Genomic DNA, 18,948 nt, shown 5'->3' with positions numbered 1-18,948 from the left:
TGAATGGATAGAGATAGAGGCTTATCGGGACTGGAAAAGTTTAGTAAAGTATGTCAAAAATGTGCTAAAAAAAGTCGGAACCGAATATGTAATTAATTTTGCTTAAGCACTTAAGAAATACAAAAGCAATACCGAAAATTACCCAAGTATAGTATAAAAATCCGGTAGCTTTGAATGTATCTCGAAGTGGCTCGATCGTCTTTTCATGGAAACTTAGCCATTCGTCTGCTGATAGAAAGAGAAAAAGAACCGACAGAACGCCCCAGTGGAAGGTATAGCGATCGCTTTCAGTTTTCTTCGCGTAGGTAATAACCGCTAGCAAAATTGCACAAAGTAATAACAGCGATGCTGAAAACAAGGCTGGAAAATTTTTCTCGCGATCGACGTTGAATAACTCTACTACTTTATTTAACCATAAGAGCTTATAACCTTGCTGGTATAAGAAGTGCCTTGTTAACTGACTGGCAAGGCTGGCAAAGATGAACCCTATGACTGCGAAAATCAGAAATTTCCTAGCTTTCTTTGGAGAGATGAAAAACTGCATTTTGAAACCTCTCTTAAAAAATTTAAGCTTGGTGAAACGGAGAATTGAAAAATTTCCCGAATTTTTAAAGTGCTATTTGAGTGATAATGGGCGATTAAAAAGCAGGAAGTGTACGGGATTTCTCGGCTAGCGAGCGCGATATCCAGCACAAATGACACGAGGTTACGCTCGTGTTTTGGTAAAAGTCCCGCGTCAAAATGATTAAGAATAAGTTAATGATAGATTAAGCAATATATAACAAAGTGTCAAGTCAAAGTCTATTGAGATTTCCGTCGAAGAATGGACACCGACACGCAAAAGTGTTATTAGGTCTGCTTTCCAGGAAAGTTGACTCTAAACGATTAACTTAAAATAATTAAAACTAAACTTATTAAAAGCAAAAACCACCTTGTACTTTTGGGTAGAAGGTGGTTTGAAAAAGTAATTAGAAGTGGAGCCTACGGGAATCGAACCCGTGTCCAAATTGGGTATTAACCTATCGCTCATTCACAGGTTTAGCCTATCTAACCCTCAAGGCGGGAACCATCCATTATCCCGGATGACAGGATTCTCTGATGAGGTCTTAGCTAGCAAATCTACCAGAGACGACTTGCTATCGCATCCGTTGGGGTTGTTCTGTAGCCCTTAACGGAGTCAGACTACAGACGCTCAGAAACCTAAGATGAGGTTTTTAGGCAACGACAGCTGCCTGACGAGCGAATGCTACGATGTTGTTTTTCGCAGTTACTTTTTTTTGAGTCCAGTATTAACGAGAGAAGACTCACTCTCGACCTGAATCACGGGGCAGCGTTCGCCAACCTGTCGAAACCATTAAGGCCCCCTGTCTCACATATTCTATTATAGTTATTTGTTGAAGGAATGACTGAATTTAACAAGGTTTCCAGAGACAGTTTTCGGGAGTAATAGCCGAACGATTCAGTTCGGTTTAATCGGCGGTTGGCATCCCAAATATAGAGGGAAAAGCGATCGCTGCCAATTGTGCAAACGTCGATACAAGCAGTCGCTAATTATCCTTCTGTTTGTCCGATTTCTCCGGCTTGTCCGGTTTTTCTGGCTTGTCCGGCTTAGACTTCTTTTCCGATTCCGGTTGGGATTGAGTTTCTGGTTTAACAACTGGCACGACAACTGAACCTGGCGGTGCGGAAGTCTCTGGTGCAGATGAGGGTGCAGGATTAGTTGGCTTGCGATCGCTGCGAGGGAATGGCGGCGTCACTTCCGAAGCGGCGGGAGGCTGCGGATTGGCAACCGGGGATGGTGGCGGCTGTTCCGAAGCGGGAGAAGGTTGTGGATTGTTAGCAGCCGGTGGCGGAGTTTTTTCGGATGTAGGAACCGGCTGTTTTTGCTCCCTGCGTTCTATTTCTGCCTGTCCGGCGTTCTTGTTCGTTTCACGATTAGATTGCGGCTTGTTTGAGTTCGGGGATTTCGATGAAGTGTTTGCAGGAACCTCTGGAACATCGCGGTTAACCCGCTGCTGAGATTTTCTGCGGAAGGATTTTTGAACTTCAACGGGTTGCCGTTCAGACTCAGTAGGGGTGATATTAACTTTCTCTACGGATTCGGGAGTGACAGTTTGTGCCTCTTGTGGCTGATTTTGCGGCTGGGATTCCGGTTGGGCAACAGGGGAAGCGTCAGGCGGTTGAGGCTGACGCCAGACAGAACTCAACGCGATCGCTAAACCGGATGCGATCGCGATTCCTGTAGCAATGAAAAGACTGCGGGGATTTCGGAAGAAGGAAGAACTGGATTGATGGTTTCTCTCTTCTGGTACGGGCGAAGCGATCGCGCCTCCATTTCTTGAACCCGAATTTTTTCCCACCAAAGCTTCGCCTCTAGGCGGTGATGGAGAGATCGCTGGGATAGTTGCCACTGTATGAGTTGGCGGCATTGTTTCGGCAGTGGAACCTCCAAACTGAAGATCCGGCAACAGAGACAGCCACTCATCTACACTGCCAGGTCGATATTGAGCATCAACAGCCATCCCGCGCATCACCGCCTGATTTACCGCCGGACTCAGGTAGTGTTTTAAGTCGCGGGGCGCTGGCATCGGTTGCCTGTCTCTCAGTACCGCAGGCGTTGGTACTGTTGCCGTTAACAGCGCGTAAAGTGTGGAGGCTAACCCATAAACATCTGTCGCTGAGGTGCGCTTTGCTTGGGGCAGGTACTGCTCAATGGGGGCATACCCTTCGGAAACAATACTTGTGTGAGTTTGGGTTGAGTCTGGCGTAAACTCCCGCGAAATCCCAAAGTCAATCAGCACCACCTCTTGAGTTCCTTGGCGCAGAATGATGTTCTGGGGCTTGATATCCCGATGCAGCAGATTATTTTGATGCACCACTTTGACTGCTGCCCCAATCTGCTGCATGAAGTGAATAGCAGCGGACTCTGGCAGCGGCTTGTCCGGAAACACGACCTCTTGCAAAGTTTGACCCGCAATATAGTCCATTACCAGGTAGGGCAACCCAGCTTCCAAAAAGAAATCGTTAACCCGAACGATATTGGGATGGACGCACAACGCTAAACGTCTTGCTTCATCCTGAAACTGACGCCCAAATCTGGCAAAGTCAGGATGCCGACAGAGGGAATCGTTAAGCGTTTTAATGACTACAGGTTGACCCAAGTAGTGGTGGGTGGCTTGAAAGGTAACGCCAAAGCCACCCCGTCCCAGTTCTCGATCGAGAGTGTATTTGCCACCCTGCAAAGTTTTGCCAACTAGCGTGTCCATGCAATCACCAAGAATGAAGGATGAGCTAATTTGAACTCATTTTAAATTTCTCTTCCTTCCGATGTTAGAACCTTTGACCGATGCCGAATTGGAGTCGGCTTTCACCGTGGTCGTTGATACCAAAGTCAGCCCTGAGCAAGCCAATCGGGGATTGGACGCGCACACCAGCTCCGTAGCCAAAGCCAGTTCCTTGTTTGCCACGGACAGTTCCAGGTTCTCCCGGCACCGTATCGCCAGAGCCTAAGTCGGAGCCAAAGTCAGCGAATAAAACGCCACCTACCGGCTTAAAAACTGGGAAGCGATACTCGGCAGAGGCTAACACATAGCTGCGACCGCTGGCAACATCACCACTTCCGTAGCCCCGTACAGAATTGATGCCACCTAGATTAAAGGCTTCATAGGGCGGGAGATTGCCGATGGTTGTGCCTCCCTGCACGTTGAAGGCTAATACATCTGGAGTTGCACCGTTGGTTAAATTAAAGGGTATGTACTGGCTGTAGTTTGCCTTAACCCGGTTCATCAAAATACTACCGTTCCCAACCGGGATCGATTGTTCTGTACTGAGGCTGACGACCGAGCCTTTGGTTGGGTTAATCGGATTGTCTCGTTTGTCTTGTGCGATCCCAGCAGACACGGAAACTTTGTCGTCGATACCGTTTTGGCTATAGGAAAGGCGATTTCCTAATTCATCTACGGGTGAGAGATTGCCTTTGCTATCGCGGATACTGGTGCGGGTGTAGTTCACGCCTACCGATGCCTGCACATCGCCCACAGGTTTCGTGAAGGTGACGCCGCCGCCAAACTGCCCTTCCCGAACTTTGTCCCCATTCGGCAACTTGACATCTTCATTGAAGGTTTCGGAAAGTTGCCGCTGTCGAGATGCCTCGATACTATATCCAGGGCGGTCTGGATTGCTGGCGCGATAGGGACTGGTAATATTCCCATTAAACTGTAAATCGCTCCGGCTTGCTTGGACATTCAAACCCACCTGCTGGTTAATGCCCCCAAAATTCTGGTCTTTATAATTAATGCTGCCGAAGATGCCACTGTTCTCGCTGTAACCACCTCCAACGTTGACGGCGCGGGAAGTGCGTTCGGTAAGGTCGTAGCTCACGTCAACTTTTCGAGAATCGCCAGTAAGGGAAACATCCGCGTTGTCAAACAGCCCTAACTGATACAGCCGTTGCAAGTCTGTCCGTGCCGCATCGACCCGGAAGGGTTGACCCGGCTTCAGTTTTAACTCCTGACGGACGAAATTTTCTTGGGTGCGTCCTTTGGTTGGCTTGCCCTCGCTGTCCAAAAAGCGGATTTTCACATTCCCGACGGTACCCTCAGCGACTTCAATGGTGACTACCCCATCGCGGCTGGGTTGCACGGCTAGCACTTGTGCTGCCACATAACCATTTTGCTTGTACCACTGATTGATTTGTTCGGCACTTTGGTTGAGGGCATTGGGACTAATTTTTGCCCCCAGTTGGGATTTAAAAATGTCGTTGGCAACCGCTGGGGTCAGGGCTTGGGCACCGGAAAGTTTGAGCGATCGCACCACCAAGGGTTTCACCTCGAAGACTGTTCTCAGTCCATTTGGCTCGGTATAATTGGTTACGTTGGCATCAGTAAATAGTCCGGTCGCTAAAATCGCCGTTACATCCTTTTGCAGCTGGCTTTGACTGGTATCTCCACCCGGACGAGTTTTAATCGTTTGACGGACAATTTGCTGCAACTCTGGTGTCGCTCCCGCTACCTCAATACCTGTCGCGGTCACGACCAAATCTGGTGAATTGAGAGAGCTAGCAGGCGCTTTTTGGGGAACGCGAGTCGTCTGAGTAAATTGAGGCAGTGTCCGGGTTTCCGGTGCCGCAATGGCTCTCGCGGGGCGGGTGGTGGCAGAATTAACGGGAACAACTACCTCAGGATTGACGGGTTGTTGAGCTGGCGCGGATGGCTGGCGCGTACCCGAACTAACGGGGACAACGACCTGAGCATCTGCTATTTTTTGAGTTGCGGCTGTCGAGGAGGGCACATCGGAAGTGACTGGGACAACGACAACTTCTTCAGCGTTTGGTGTCTGGGTTGGAGATGAAGAAGTTGTACTGGCGCTAGCCAGAGAACTGAAATCGCTCGCAGCCAAAACCGCTAAAGTGCAAATAGCCAAAGAAGGAACGCGCATTATAGAAAACCAGGGAGAGAGAGGAGGAGAAGGAGATTGCATACAGATATCCAGCGAAATGGTATAAGACGGTAGCTAGTGTAAAATCGCTAATTGCTTATCGCTTACGAGGTTTTGTTAAATTTGACACTCGCTATTGCCGTCTGGTTCCATTCGTCGATTTTGAATTTGGAAATTTTTCCCTGGCTTCTCTGGAGTCAGGAAGGTTGGATTTTGGATTGGCAATGGAGAAACAATCGAAAATCTAAAATCTGTGGAGGTCTGGGATGAGGGTACTGTGCCTCAGCAATGGTCATGGGGAGGACATTATTGCCGTCCGGATTTTGCAAGAACTTCAGCAACAGTCTCATTCTTTGGAACTAGCAGCCTTGCCATTGGTGGGTGATGGGCGAGCTTACGCTGAGTTAGATATCCCCATCATTGGTCACGTGCAAACGATGCCCTCCGGTGGCTTTATCTATATGGATGGGCGTCAACTGGTGCGAGATGTACAGGGCGGTTTACTACAGCTCACCCTCGCCCAGCACCGCGCGATCCGGAAGTGGGCGTCCCCAGGCAGAACCAAGGAGCGAAGCAGAGGCGTAATCCTGGCGGTGGGAGATATTGTCCCGCTACTATTTGGCTGGTTAAGCGGCGTTCCCTATGCTTTTGTGGGTACGGCTAAATCCGAATATTATTTGCGAGATGAAGCGGGGCCATTGCCACGGCGCGACCAAAGAGGGCGCTGGGAAGGTTGGTCTGGGTCTGTTTACCTGCCTTGGGAACGTTGGCTGATGAGTCAGCGGCGTTGTAAGGCGGTGTTTCCCAGAGATGGGCTGACAACTCAGATGTTGAAGAAGTGGTCTATCCCGGCGTTTGATTTAGGGAACCCGATGATGGACGGTTTGGAACCACCCAGACCAAAAGCAATATTTTATTCGTCAAATGCTGAACAGGAAGAGATGAGGCGATCGCTAATGGTGGCGCTTCTCCCTGGTTCTAGACCGCCAGAAGCTTATGCCAATTGGCAGCGAATTATGCAAGCTTGTGCGGGGTTAATGCAGGCGTTTGCCCCTCGACCCGTCCTATTTCTGGGCGCGATCGCACTTGGGTTAAATTTAGACCCTTTGTGCCAAACCCTTGAAGCTCACGGTTGGCGACAATCTAATGCACTGGGGGCAAATGAGAAATTCTCTCCCTCACCGATTTCTGACCCAGAAGCACTAAGTTTTACGAAAGAAAATGGCACTCTGATTCTGACTCAGCACGCTTATAACGATTGCTTAAATCAAGCAGATTTAGCGATCGCAATGGCTGGTACGGCAACCGAGCAGTTTGTCGGATTGGGGAAACCCGCGATCGCGATCCCCGGAGAAGGTCCTCAGTTTACGAGCGCCTTTGCCGAAGCTCAATCTCGCCTGCTAGGACCCTCCCTGATTTTGGTAGAACAACCCGCTAAAGTCGCCGGGGTTGTGCAATATTTATTACGCGACCCCGATCGGCTGCAACTGATTGCTGAAAATGGACGCCGCCGCATGGGAGAAGCAGGAGCCGCTGAGCGGATTGCGGCTTGTGTGATGGAACGCTTGTTGGGTTTTTACTTTTCAATTTAGGCTCAACCCATTGCTAATTGCCACTGACAGTAGGGGAGCAAAGTTGTTCTTCCCCTACTCTGATGGCGTAGCCTTGTTGAAAGAAATGATTGCCCAACTCATGCCCACCCCGTTTATTTAATTGAGTTGATGTCCCAACTATAATAGAGAATAAAGAATAAGTTTCGTTGAGAGTAGATTGCTATTGAGCTGAGCGAATACATTTTAGGTTTGGGCTTCGCCCAGCTATTGATTAGAGAGGGATCAAAATCCATGTACAAGATAGGTGTATTGGATGATGATGAAAATTGGTGTTTGATTATCGAGCGATTTTTACGAAAAGATTTTGAAGTTCATATTTATAAAACAGTCTTTACGTTTTTACAAGAAATAGAAAATTACGATTTACTGATTATAGATTTTTCTATTCCCCCAGCTCCGTATGAGAGAGGCATGGATGGTTGCGAGATCATCAATCATATAAAAAATGATCTTATAAATCCTCCCTTATTAGTTTTAGCAACCGGCTTTATTAGTGCCAATGAATTAGAGTTTGGCAGAGAAATCTGTCCGGAAGCCGATGCTTTTTTAGCGAAAGATGCAGGGTTAGACATCATTTTGAATGAAATCAAACGACTGCTGAATTCTAAAGATAGTGATGCATCTAATCGAGCGATCGCAAATCCACCCAGTTAGATGCTTCATGACTTTATAAGTAATACATTTCCCCTTGGTATTCGCTTAGTAAACTGCATTCTACAGACGGAGAAAAGTAATAAGGCGTGCTTAGATATTCTTAACCAACACTCCAATGTCTCGTTGAATCGGCAGCACATCTAAAATATCGGTTTGGGAGCAATATTTCAGGTCTTCTTGACAATCGAGGCGTAACAGCCGTTGACCGTGACTGGCGTGGTGGAACAACTCTAGTAAATTATTTTGCCACTGTTGGTAAAGAGCGATCGCGGCACATCCTTCATCGTTACCTATTTCTAGCGAACCTTTCTCTTGCAAAGAATGAGCGATCGCACCTGCACACACCGTATCCTCCAGAGAAAAACTACCTTCCCAACCCGATCCCAGCAACCAAACCGTCTCTGGCTGCTTGCTGAGAACGTATTCTACCACCGCTTGACGATTCACTAACGCTGCTGCCAGAACCACTGGAGCCTTCTGTACTCGCGTTAGGGCGCGAGTGCCATTCGTAGTACTGATAAATAATCGTCGTCCCTGTACGCGCTCTGGCGTACAATCCAGGGGAGAATTGCCCAAATCGCAGCCAGACACTTTAGCACCGCCTCGTTCACCAGCGCGCAACCGGAGATCGGCTTGCCACTGTTCGCTGACTTGCATCAAGGTTCCCATATCGCTAAAGACTTGGACAGCCTCAGCACCCGCATTCAGCGCGGTGGCGATAGTAGTCGTAGCGCGGAGTACATCGATGGCGATCGCGCACTCAGGTACACTGTCGGAGGGCGTCAGTTCGGGCGTGTGGTATACAAATAACTTCACAATTAAGGTTTTACCTGCAATCAAAACTATTGACTTAACATTTTAGGGAGCATTAGGTACAAAAGCTTACCCATTTAGATTAAACCGCCGAAAGTCGTGCTAACGCATCTTTCATGGTCGGTGGTAACTGGCGCATAATCTTACCCTTCTCTCGATCCACTACCACTAATGTGACTTTGGCAGTGAGGTACAACTCTTGCCCATCCATAGATTGAAGCTGATAATCCCAATTGATGCGGACGCCCTCGGTATCTGCCATGCGCGTCTTTAGCACAGCACTCATTCCCATCCGCAGAGGGCGGTGGTAGCGCACCGAAAGATCCACAACCGGCATATCGCATCCCAAGGCGACTAAATCTGCAAATTCGATGCCAATTGAGCGCAGGCATTCCACCCGCGCTTCCTCCATCCAGGCAATATAGGAGCCATGCCAGACAATCCCTGCATAGTCAGTATGGTGAGGATGCGCCTTGACTGGGTATTCAAACCAGTTCTCTGTCGTAGCTGTTAGAGAGACGCTTTCAATCGCGCCTGTAGGTGGCAGTGATGGCGAGGTTTGTGGTTCTTCTAACACGTTGCCTATCGTCCTCAGTACACCTAGAGGATTGTACCTCTAGACTGAGCGCGATCGCCTCCTGAGATTGTCAGATGACTCTTCTCCCTGATAACCCATCAATAGGGACATAAAACCTGTACGCGAGTGCTGTTCTCAGTGCGATTCTTCCGTAACAAGCGATCGCAAGCGTGGATCTCTTCCAGTAGCATAGAAATTTTCTGCTTGCCAACCGTGATTTCCTCAGAAAGCATCTGGCTTTTGCCGATTCCCTACTGATGAAATGACCAATTTCTAAGCCAGCCATCTGCTAAACCGCTTGTGGAGGAGTTGTCCAATGCATCGTCGCGTCTATCACGTCAGTCTTCTCACGATTAGCCTGCTTCTCACCCTTCACCCTTCATCCTTGATCCTCGATCCTTCTGAAAGCGCTTTAGCACAGGCACCAACCTCTACAGACCGGAAAACTGAAGCAGACCGACTTTTCCAACAAGGCGTACAGCAGTATCGTCAAGGGCAATACCCAAAGGCACTCGCCACCTATCAACGGGTGCTAGAAATACAGCAACAACTGAATGACAAAGCCGGAATTGGGCAAACCCTGAACAACATCGGCGAGGTTTACTACTGGTTGCGGCAACCTGACAAAGCTTTAGATGTTTTGCAGCAAGCTTTGGCTATTCGCAGAGAATTAAAAGATCGTACAGGGGAAGGAGAAACCCTAGATAATATTGGCTTGAGTTATTTCTGGAATGACCAAAATGACAAAGCTTTAGAAACCTTGCAACAAGCTTTGGCGATTCGTCGGGAAGTACAAGACAAAGCAGGAGAAAGTAAAACCCTCAGTAGTCTTGGCACGCTTTACGCGGGTGGTCTTCAGCAATATCCCAAAGCCTTAGAAAGCTTACAGCAAGCGCTGGCAATCCAACAAGAATTAGGGGATAAATTTCTACTGGGAATTACTATGCGCCGAATGGGGACAGTCTATCGAGGCATGAAAGAGTATCCTCGTACTTTGGAGTGGTTGGAGAAATCGTTAGCCCTCAGCCGTGAAGTGCAAAACCGTGTAGGTGAAGGGGAAACTCTCTATCAGCTCGGCTTAACTTACTTTAATCAAGACAAGTATAACCAGGCTTTGCAATTTTATCAGCAAGCATTGCCTCTTATTCAAGCCGTAGGAATTCACCTAGTAGAAGCTGGCATTCTCGAAGGAATGGGAGATTCTTACTTTAATCAAAAACAATATGAGCAAGCGATCGCTTTTTACCAACAATCCCTCCCTGTTGTCAGAGAAGTAAAGAATAAGTCCCAAGAAGTTGGCATTCTTCTATTCATAGGGAAGGCTTACAGCAGTCTCAAGCAATACGAGCAAGCGATCGCCTTTAAGCAACAAGCTCTGGCAATCGCGCAAGCCATTCCCAATAAAGCGCAAGAAGCCAATGTTCTCTCTGGAATAGCCTATATTTACTTTAGTCAAAATCAATATGAGCAAGCGATCGTATTTTATCAACAAGGACTGGCGATTACACGAGAAACCCAAGATAAGCCCCAAGAGTCTAACTTTCTATCTCTAATCGGAAGTTCTTACTATTTGCAAGGTAGAGACGAGCAAGCCATTGAATTCCTTCAAGAATCATTAGCTATTCGCCGAGAAATCAAGGATAAACCCGCTCAACTAGAAACCCTAATCTTGTTAAGTGGAATATATAGCTCAACAGCCATATCATTTGTCAACAGAGGGGTGTATCCTCAAGCAAAAGCAGAGTATTCTCGCGTGATAGAGTTGGCACAGGAAGCTTTAAACCTTGCCAGAGAATTGAAAAAAACAAAATCAGAAGCAAGTGCTTTAATTCATCTGGGAGCAGCTTACAGCTTCTTTCAAGACGAGCGAAAAGCGATTGAAGTGTTACAACAAGCGATGAGCATTGCGCGAGAAACCAAGGATTTAGGTATTGAAGACTCAGCTCTGACTCAGCTTGCTAGCATTTACAATACTCAGGACGACTCTCGCAAATATATTGAAATCAGGTTGCGACAAGTCGAAATTGCACGACAGCAAAATAATAAACGGGGTGAGGCAGATGTTTTACTCACTTTAGCCAGCACCTATAACGTACTTGGAGAAAATCAAAAGGCAGTCGAAACCTACCAGCAAGCATTAGCCGCAGCGCGACAAATCGAAATCGCTAAACTATTGCCAAATTTACAAGATAGTGCGTTAAGCACAGAGTCGAGTGCCCTAGATGGCTTAAGCCTGAGTTACAGCAATCTTGGGGAATATGACAAAGCTATTGATTGGGCGCAACAGCTATTAAAGCGTGCACAAACCCTGGGTAAACCTAAATTAGAAGTAGACGCGCTGCTGCGGTTGGCTTTCTTATACAATGTACCTCTCAAAAATGTTCCGAAAGCCATTGAAGTCAGTCAGCAAGCCTTAACCATTGCGCGGAAAATCAAAGAATCCTCCTTTGAAGCAGAGGCACTGGCAAGCTTGAGCAGCGCTTACAACAAACAGGGAAATTATCCCTTAGCATTGCAGTCGGCTGAGCAATGTTTAGCAATTGCCAAGCAGCTAGAAAACCCCCAACTAGAGCAGAATGCTTTGGATATTCTTGAAAAAATTTACTCCAACCAAGGTAACTATCAAAAAGCGGTGGAGTTTGCTCAAGCTAGGTTGGCAGTAGTACAAAAGGCAAAACTGAACAACTATGAAATCAGTGCTTTAACGTCCCTAAGCCAGAGTTATGGCTTGTTAGGTGATACTACCAAAGCCGTGGAAACAGCCAAGCAAGCTTTAACTTTAGCACGACAAAGGCAAAATACTTCTCGTGAAGCCCTAGCTTTAAATGCTCTCAGCGACGCCTACAGAGTTCAAGGAGAATACGAACAGGGGATAGCAGTAGGACAAACGTCTTTGGAGATATCGCGCAAAAACAAAGATTTCATTGGAGAAGTAGCGGCGGCGACTATTCTTAGTGGAATGTATGAGGCTTTGGGAGAATATCAAAAAGTAATTGCAGTTGCAGAGCCGAGTTTAGCACAGGCAAGGAAAATAAATAATCGCGAACAAGAAGCAGAGTTACTAATCAAGTTAGGAAACTCTTACGGAATTATTGGCAAATACACAGAAGGCAAACAGTTAGTAGAGCAAGGATTAGCAATTGCGCGAGAATTAAAAAATCGTAGGCTAGAATCCCATGCTTTAGCTCGGTTGAGTAACCGCTACAAAGATTTAGGTGAATATCAGAAAACATGGGATTCACTTCAACAAAGTTTGAAAATTGCCCGTGAAACTAATATTCCAGCAGCACAGACCTTACCGCTAACTTCTCTGGGGATTGTTTATGCTGAGCTTGGGGATTACCAAAAAAGTAACGAATTCTATCAACAAGCACTGCCCATACTACGTCAACTCAAAAATCGCTTTGACGAAAGCCTTGTGCTGCTTTTTATCGCCCAAAACTATTTTGCCCAAGGAAATCCACAAAAAACTATTGAATCCGCTCAAGAAGGATTAGCAATTGCTGGAGAAATTAAAGAGCCGCAAATCCAAGCATTTGCTAATATCTTGCTGAGTCTTGGCTACGGGCAATTGGGTAATGACAAACAAGCAATGGAAGCCGCTCAAACTTGGTTGAATTTTACTAGAAAAGTCCAAAATAAAGTTTGGGAAAAACAAGCTCTTACTCTGGTTGGACATATCCATCGCAAATTTAGACGCCAAGAAGAAGCCATTGAGGTATATCAACAAGCACTTGCGATCGCAACCCATAATCAAGCTCCTGGCGCTGATGCTTTCATTTATTCAGGATTAGCTCGTATCTACCACGATTTGAATCAGTCAAGTGTTGCCATTACCTACTATAAGCAATCGGTTAACAAAATTGAGGAAGTCAGGCGTGGTATCGAAGGTTTACCACAAGAGTTACAAAACTCTTTCTTGGATGCAACAGTTGATTTCGACAAGGTGAAGGTATCAGATATTTATCGTCAGTTAGCAGCCTTGTTGCTCTCCCAAGGACGGGATAAAGAAGCTCTACAAGTGCAGCAACTATTGAGAGAGCAGGAAATTCGCGAAGCCATCAGTCCTAGAGGTGTTACGGGGGATAAGCATAATATTCCACTCTCTCCTACGGAGACAAAGATTCCTGCTCAAAGCGAGTCCATCATTGCCTTAGCAAAACAAATTAATGAGTGCGAAAGTACCAATTGTAGTCAACTTAAAGAGCTTACTACTCGCCGCACCTCTCTGATTGTTGAATTTGACCAACAATTGCAGAAGATTGACCAAGAAATTCGCGCTAACCGTGCCAAAGATGACGCTTTCTTTGACCCAAACAAACTGGCAAAAGCTCAAGAGATTGTCGAAGCGCAACCAGGCACGGTGATGATTTATCCCTTGGTTCTAGAAAACGAACTGTGGTTACAACTATATGCCCCAGGGGGTGCGGTCAAAACCGTTAAAGTTAACGTCGGAAGAGATGAATTAGGAAAAACGGTCAAAGAGTTCCGCGATTTAATGAAGGAGTGCGAGAACGCTGCTCATTGCGGTTCTGCTGAAGCTACTAAAATACAAGCAGTTAGTCTAAAACTTTATAACTGGCTAATCAAAGACTTAGAGGCGGAACTTCAGAATAAGAATAACCAGGTGAAAAACTTGGTCTTTGCTCTCGACAGAGTGACGCGCTATATTCCAATGAGCGCCCTTTATGACGGGAAACAATACCTAATCGAAAAATACACCATCTACAATGTATTGACAGAAGATACTGACACCCGCGATAAACTACCTGTCGGTACTCAAAATAGCCCTGTTTTGGCAATGGGATTATCTGATGCTGTCCCTGGTTTTGGTTCTCTACCAAATGTGCCTGCTGAAATCGATGCGATTGTGCGTCAAGAAACTAAAAATAATCAGGGAATTTATCCCGGTCAAAAGTTTTTAAACCGTTCTTTTGACTTTGCTACTCTGCAAGACAATTTGAAAAATTATAGAATTTTACACCTGGCGACTCATGGGGTATTTGTTCCTGATAGCGCAGATAAATCTTACATCCTCTTAGGAACCGGCGAACAACTCACGATTCCTCAGATAAAAACCTTAACCGGGTTAAATAACATTCATTTGGTTGTGCTGTCAGCTTGCCAAACAGCCTTGGCTGGTCCCCGTCAAGACGGCATAGAAATTGCTAGTATGGCTTACCACTTCTTAAACCGGGGAGCGAAGGCGGTGATGGCTTCCCTGTGGCTCGTGGACGATAGCAGCACCAGTCTTTTGATGCAGCAATTTTATAAAAATTTAGCCAACGGCACCTCTGAAAAGGCGATGACTAAAGCGGAAGCGTTGCGCCAAGCTCAACTCAATCTGTTACAAGGCAATGTCTCAACAGCAGCTAATACCAATTCTCGTGGTGGCATTGTTGTGGAACAAATACCTGGCTCTCGACCGCCGATAGCCCCCAGCAACGGCTCAAAATTTTCTCACCCCTATTATTGGGCACCGTTTATTTTGATAGGAAATGGACTTTAAAAAAGTATCAAAATTCAGGTACTTGGTAAAGGTAAAAGAGATGGGAAAAATTTCTCACCTTCTTGCTTACGATTGGGTACCTCTGATGCTGATTAGAAATGGATAATAACACGCCCAACTCAGATAGTTGATGCTTTGGCAATTGGCTATACTAGAGGCGCTTAACGCTTAGGAGAGGCAACAAATGCAATGAAACAAAGAATTCTAGCCGCCGTTGGACTTTTGTCTGCTCTCTGGTTCGCTACGCCAGTGAGAGCGGAAAATCCCGAACACGTTAAACGGTTGCTGGAAACCAATAAATGCTTGAATTGCGATCTTAGTGATGCCAACCTGATTGGTGCCAAATTGGTTGCAGCCGACTTGAGAGGAGCTAACCTGAGTGGTGCCAACTTAAGTGGCGCTGACTTGTCTGGTGCTAACTTGACCAATGCCAACTTAACCAGGGTGAATTTGAATAATGCCAAATTGACGGGTGTTATAGGACTTCCTAACAATCTCGTCTCTTTTGAGCCAAGAACACAGAATAGACAGGAAGGTGGAGGATTCCCTTTGAGGGGTATCGTTTACAATCCTCCAGAGCAAGAAGTTCCAAATATTCGAGAACCAGGAGCCTCGCGTGGTAGTAGCGCCTGTATTGTTGATGCAAAGCGTCTAACTGCATTGGTACCAGGCAAGAATCCTGGTAAGAATTTTGGGGTGACGGTTACAGGATACCCAACCTTCTTCTTTTATATTCCTAAAAATGCCCCGCAGGCAGCAGAGTTGATGGTATGGGATGTAGAGGGAAAACAGGTTGTTTACGAGACCACTTTCAAGATTTCTCAAAATCCTGGTGTTGTTAGCGTTAGCCTCCCTGAAAAAGCAAATGCGCGATCGCTACAAGTTGGAAAAACATACCGTTTTTCCTTAGCACTGCTTTGCGACCCTGAAGACCGGGGGAGTAATATTTCGGTTGAAGGCTGGATTCGACGCAACGAATTAAGCGCCTCTCTTGCCAGTCAATTACAGCAAGCATCTCCCCAAGAGCGTCCAGTTATCTATGCAAAAGCTGGCATCTGGTATGAGACTCTGACGACTCTGGCTGAGCTACGTCGCGATCGCCCTAACGATTCTACGCTAGCAGCCGCCTGGGAAGATTTGTTGAAGTCAGTGGGACTTGAGGCGATCGCTACCGCACCCTTACTTCCGCAGCAAACACAGGAAAGCACTCCACCAATCTCTCAACCTGCTGGTGCTTTAAATACACCTAAAGGGCAGGCAGGGGGCGGAACCCAGCTTAGAGGTGGCGCTTACAATCCTGCGGAAATTGCAGTTCCTGGCGGGACGCAAGGAGGAGGATCGCGCTGACGATTGGATAAACCTTTTACTGGTAAGACTGACAGATATCAATTACTTACTACAAAAGAAACGCGATGAAGGATATTAAAGCTAATCCGCTTGTGTAGCAGTATTTTTATGCGTCCCCCTGTTCAGAAACTTAGCTTTACTACAGCCTTACTTTTATCTTTCGGTTGCTTCTTCCCAATGGCAGCGAGGTCCTTAGCCTTACCAGAGTTCCTAGTGGAACCAGCACAAAAAATGCGGTTTATCGCATCTCGACAAGAGCAAAAAACTGAGGCAGATCGGCTGTTTCAACTAGGCATTCAGCAATTTCGTAACAGCCAGTTTAAAGAAGCTCTGCAAACCCTAGAAAGAGTTCTGGAAATTCGCACAAGAATTGGCGATAAACCAGGGGTTGGTGAAGCACTTACTAGCCTGGGGGAAGTTTACAACGGCTTGAGTCAATACGCCAAAGCTTTAGAAACCTTACAGCAAGCACTGCCTCTCCGAAAAGAAGTGCGCGACAAGGTGGGCGAAGGACGGACGTTGACAGAAATTGGTGCTACTTACCGCGAGTTAGGACAGTTTCCTAAAGCAATGGAGATTCTACAACAAGCGTTGGGAATTCTAAAAACAACAGATGACAAGATAGGTGAAGGAAACACTCTCTATAACATTGGCATTGTTTATAGCGGTCAGGGACAATATCCGCAAGCACTAGAGTTCCTCCAGCAAGCTTTGGAAACTGCGAAAGCAGCAAATGACAAGCTAGGCGAAGGCAGAACTCTGAACACTATTGGCGGAGTTTATGACAGTCAGGGACAGTATCAAAAGGCGATAGAGTTTCAACAACAAGCTTTGAAAATTCTCAGGGATATTGGCGATCGCTTGGGTGAAGTCCGCACTCTAAATAACTTGGGCATCACTTATCGCAAGCTAGGCAGGTATCCTCAAGCTCTAGAAGTCCATCAACAAGCTTTAGCAATCAGCCGAGATATCGGCAATCCCGCCAATGAAGGGCGTAACCTTTACAACATTGGTGTTGTTTATCGCAGCTTAGGCAACTATCCTCAAGCTCTGGAATATTATCAGCAAGCTTTAGCAATTAGCCAAGAGATCGGTGACAAGACAGGTGAAGGGCGCACCCTCATTGGTATCGGGGCAGTTTATGACAGTCTGGGGCAGTATCCAAAAGCGCTGGAGTCTTACCAGCAAGCGTCGGGAATTCTTAAAACTATCGGCGACAAAGCTGGTGTTGGGGCGACTCTCAATAACATTGGGGGCGTGTACTACAGCATGGGCGAGTATTCCCAAGCACTGGAATTCTATCAGCAGGCAATAGAGATTGCTAGAACCATCGGTGACAAAGCTGGTGAGGGGCGCACGCTCAGCAACATGGGGGGAGTTTACGATAGTTTAGGTCAGTATCCCCAAGCACTGGAATTCTATCAACAAGCTTTAGCTAACCGCAGAACTATCGGCAACCGCGCGGGTGAAGGAAATACCCTCAACAGCATTGGAGGAGTATACGAAAATTTAGGGCAGTATTCTCAGGCGCTGGCATTCTTCGAGCAAGCTTTGGAGATTCGTCGAGAAATCGGCGATAAAGCAGGAGAGGGAACGACTCTCAACAATCTTGGAGAAACCTACCGTAATTTAGGTCAATATCCCGAAGCATTGAAACTCTATCAGCAGGCGGTGGGGATTCTCAAAGAAATTGGCGACAAGGCGGGTGAGGGAGTCACCCTCAACAATATCGGAGTCGTTTCTAATCAGTTGGGACAGTATCCCCAGGCGCTGGAGTTCTTTCAGCAAGCTTTAGCGATTCGTCAAACCGTTGGCGATCGGGCTGGCGTTGGGGCGACTCTTAATAACATTGGGGGAGTTTACAACCAGTTAGAACAGTATCCCCAAGCGTTAGAGTTTTTTCAGCAAGCATTGGGAATTGCTAGAGAAATTGGCGATAAGACAGGCGAAAGAATTGCGCTTGGCAATATGGGTTTTCTGTTAGAGAAACAGAATCAGCCAGAATTAGCGATCGCTTTCTATAAGCAAGCCGTGAATGTCACCGAAGTAATTCGCCAAGATTTACGAGTGCTGCCACGAGAGCAACAGGAATCCTATACTCAAACCATTGCCGACACCTATCGCGCCTTCACTAACTTGTTGCTGTCGCAAGGACGAATTTTAGAAGCTCAACAGGTGTTAGAACTGTTGAAGATTCAGGAATTACCCAACTATACAAAAAATGCGAGAGCTGGGGATAAAACTTCAGGAATCGCCTTAAATCCCATTGAAGAAAAGATTCTCAAAGAAAATGGAACCTTAATCGCTTTTGGGCAGCAAGTGGAGCAGTGCAAGCAAAATCGGTGCAGCCAGTTGAGCCAATTCAACGATCGGCTTCAGGCTTTAACCGAACAATATAATCAGACAATTGAAACCATTCAAAAAGAAATTCGCAGCCGTCGCGCTCAAGATGATGCCTTTTTTGACCCCAATAAACTTAGTAAAGCTAAAGAAATCGTCGAAGCTCAACCAGGTACCGTGCTGATTTATCCCTTTGTACTCAAGGACAAAATTTGGCTGCTATGGGCATCGAAAGGAGGTATTGTTAAGAGCCTGGAAGTTCCCGTGACGCAACGGCAATTAGGCGAATCTGTTTTAAAATTCCGCCAGTTAGTAGAAGATTCCCGGTCTGACATTGCCGAAGTCAAGGCGACGGGTAAACAACTCTACGACTGGCTCATTAAACCGATTGAACCCGAACTTAAAGCGAATAAAATTCAAAATTTAGTTTTTTCGATGGATCGGGTCACTCGCTATATTCCCATCAGTGCATTGTTTGATGGCGAAAAATATTTAATTGAGAACTACTCCGTTTCTACGGTGCTATCTGCTGACTTAACAGATGTGCGCGATCGCCTTCCTCCTGGCATTCAAAATACCTCCGTTCTAGCGCTAGGGCTATCTCATGCAGTTCCTGGCTTTAATTCCCTGCCCAATGTCCCCGCAGAATTAGATGCGAT

11 protein-coding genes, 1 other RNA gene and 1 pseudogene are annotated in these 18,948 nt (G+C 46.5%); 6 read left to right on the top strand and 7 right to left on the bottom strand.

Annotated elements, in window-relative coordinates:
• Window positions 1–106 (top strand): annotated as a pseudogene (locus tag H6F50_RS27395) (IS630 family transposase); the annotation flags it as partial.
• Here the strand turns inward: H6F50_RS27395 and H6F50_RS24460 are convergent.
• From H6F50_RS24460 to H6F50_RS24445, 4 genes are all read right to left on the bottom strand, one after another.
• Window positions 65–544, bottom strand: coding sequence for a hypothetical protein (locus H6F50_RS24460; RefSeq protein ID WP_190430684.1), 480 nt, complete (start codon window positions 542–544; stop codon window positions 65–67). The pseudogene H6F50_RS27395 and the gene H6F50_RS24460 overlap by 42 nt on opposite strands.
• Window positions 545–972: 428 nt before the next feature.
• Window positions 973–1,364, bottom strand: a transfer-messenger RNA (tmRNA) gene (ssrA, locus tag H6F50_RS24455).
• A gap of 183 nt (window positions 1,365–1,547) precedes the next feature.
• Complete coding sequence (locus H6F50_RS24450) at window positions 1,548–3,266, bottom strand: serine/threonine-protein kinase (protein ID WP_190430683.1); 1,719 nt, start codon at window positions 3,264–3,266, stop codon at window positions 1,548–1,550.
• 64 nt (window positions 3,267–3,330) lie between these two features.
• The gene (locus H6F50_RS24445; RefSeq protein WP_242029199.1) at window positions 3,331–5,478 is read right to left on the bottom strand and encodes a BamA/TamA family outer membrane protein; all 2,148 of its coding nucleotides are present in this window, start codon (window positions 5,476–5,478) and stop codon (window positions 3,331–3,333) included.
• A 224-nt stretch (window positions 5,479–5,702) separates the two neighbouring features.
• Between H6F50_RS24445 and H6F50_RS24440 the strand changes: the two genes are divergently transcribed.
• Complete coding sequence (locus H6F50_RS24440) at window positions 5,703–7,028, top strand: lipid-A-disaccharide synthase-related protein (protein WP_190430682.1); 1,326 nt, start codon at window positions 5,703–5,705, stop codon at window positions 7,026–7,028.
• A 252-nt stretch (window positions 7,029–7,280) separates the two neighbouring features.
• On the top strand, window positions 7,281–7,703 hold the full coding sequence (locus tag H6F50_RS24435; RefSeq protein WP_190430681.1) for a response regulator: 423 nt from the start codon (window positions 7,281–7,283) through the stop codon (window positions 7,701–7,703).
• A gap of 90 nt (window positions 7,704–7,793) precedes the next feature.
• Here H6F50_RS24435 and H6F50_RS24430 read toward each other — a convergent pair whose 3' ends face one another.
• The 3 genes from H6F50_RS24430 to H6F50_RS27805 all read right to left on the bottom strand — a co-directional run bounded on the left by H6F50_RS24430 (window position 7,794) and on the right by H6F50_RS27805 (window position 9,326).
• Window positions 7,794–8,519, bottom strand: a complete 726-nt coding sequence (locus H6F50_RS24430; protein WP_190415674.1) for a 2-phosphosulfolactate phosphatase family protein — start codon at window positions 8,517–8,519, stop codon at window positions 7,794–7,796.
• A gap of 79 nt (window positions 8,520–8,598) precedes the next feature.
• Window positions 8,599–9,093 (bottom strand): thioesterase family protein, encoded by a 495-nt coding sequence (locus H6F50_RS24425; protein WP_190430680.1) that lies wholly within the window; start codon window positions 9,091–9,093, stop codon window positions 8,599–8,601.
• Window positions 9,094–9,191: 98 nt separating this feature from the next.
• On the bottom strand, window positions 9,192–9,326 hold the full coding sequence (locus tag H6F50_RS27805) for a hypothetical protein (protein WP_277879380.1): 135 nt from the start codon (window positions 9,324–9,326) through the stop codon (window positions 9,192–9,194).
• Between the two features lie 83 nt (window positions 9,327–9,409).
• Between H6F50_RS27805 and H6F50_RS24420 the strand changes: the two genes are divergently transcribed.
• The 3 genes from H6F50_RS24420 to H6F50_RS24410 all read left to right on the top strand — a co-directional run.
• Window positions 9,410–14,602, top strand: a complete 5,193-nt coding sequence (locus tag H6F50_RS24420; protein ID WP_190430679.1) for a tetratricopeptide repeat protein — start codon at window positions 9,410–9,412, stop codon at window positions 14,600–14,602.
• A gap of 189 nt (window positions 14,603–14,791) precedes the next feature.
• Window positions 14,792–15,949, top strand: coding sequence for a DUF928 domain-containing protein (locus H6F50_RS24415; protein WP_190430678.1), 1,158 nt, complete (start codon window positions 14,792–14,794; stop codon window positions 15,947–15,949).
• A gap of 177 nt (window positions 15,950–16,126) precedes the next feature.
• Window positions 16,127–18,948: tetratricopeptide repeat protein (locus tag H6F50_RS24410; RefSeq protein ID WP_190430677.1), on the top strand; the 2,822-nt coding region annotated here is incomplete at its 3' end.

It is taken from the genome of Coleofasciculus sp. FACHB-712 (genome assembly GCF_014695635.1).
Taxonomy (GTDB): domain Bacteria; phylum Cyanobacteriota; class Cyanobacteriia; order Cyanobacteriales; family FACHB-T130; genus FACHB-T130.
The sequence above is the reverse complement of the archived record's forward strand: the minus strand, read 5'-3'. Positions and strand labels throughout refer to the sequence as shown.

Excerpts from the sequence above, each read along its gene's own strand:
- H6F50_RS24460 (WP_190430684.1), bottom strand. The coding sequence starts at position 544 with ATGCAGTTTTTCATCTCTCCAAAGAAAGCTAGGAAATTTCTGATTTTC.
- H6F50_RS24450 (WP_190430683.1), bottom strand. The coding sequence starts at position 3,266 with ATGGACACGCTAGTTGGCAAAACTTTGCAGGGTGGCAAATACACTCTC.
- H6F50_RS24445 (WP_242029199.1), bottom strand. The coding sequence starts at position 5,478 with ATGCAATCTCCTTCTCCTCCTCTCTCTCCCTGGTTTTCTATAATGCGC.
- H6F50_RS24440 (WP_190430682.1), top strand. The coding sequence starts at position 5,703 with ATGAGGGTACTGTGCCTCAGCAATGGTCATGGGGAGGACATTATTGCC.
- H6F50_RS24435 (WP_190430681.1), top strand. The coding sequence starts at position 7,281 with ATGTACAAGATAGGTGTATTGGATGATGATGAAAATTGGTGTTTGATT.
- H6F50_RS27805 (WP_277879380.1), bottom strand. The coding sequence starts at position 9,326 with ATGCTTTCTGAGGAAATCACGGTTGGCAAGCAGAAAATTTCTATGCTA.
- H6F50_RS24420 (WP_190430679.1), top strand. The coding sequence starts at position 9,410 with ATGCATCGTCGCGTCTATCACGTCAGTCTTCTCACGATTAGCCTGCTT.
- H6F50_RS24415 (WP_190430678.1), top strand. The coding sequence starts at position 14,792 with ATGAAACAAAGAATTCTAGCCGCCGTTGGACTTTTGTCTGCTCTCTGG.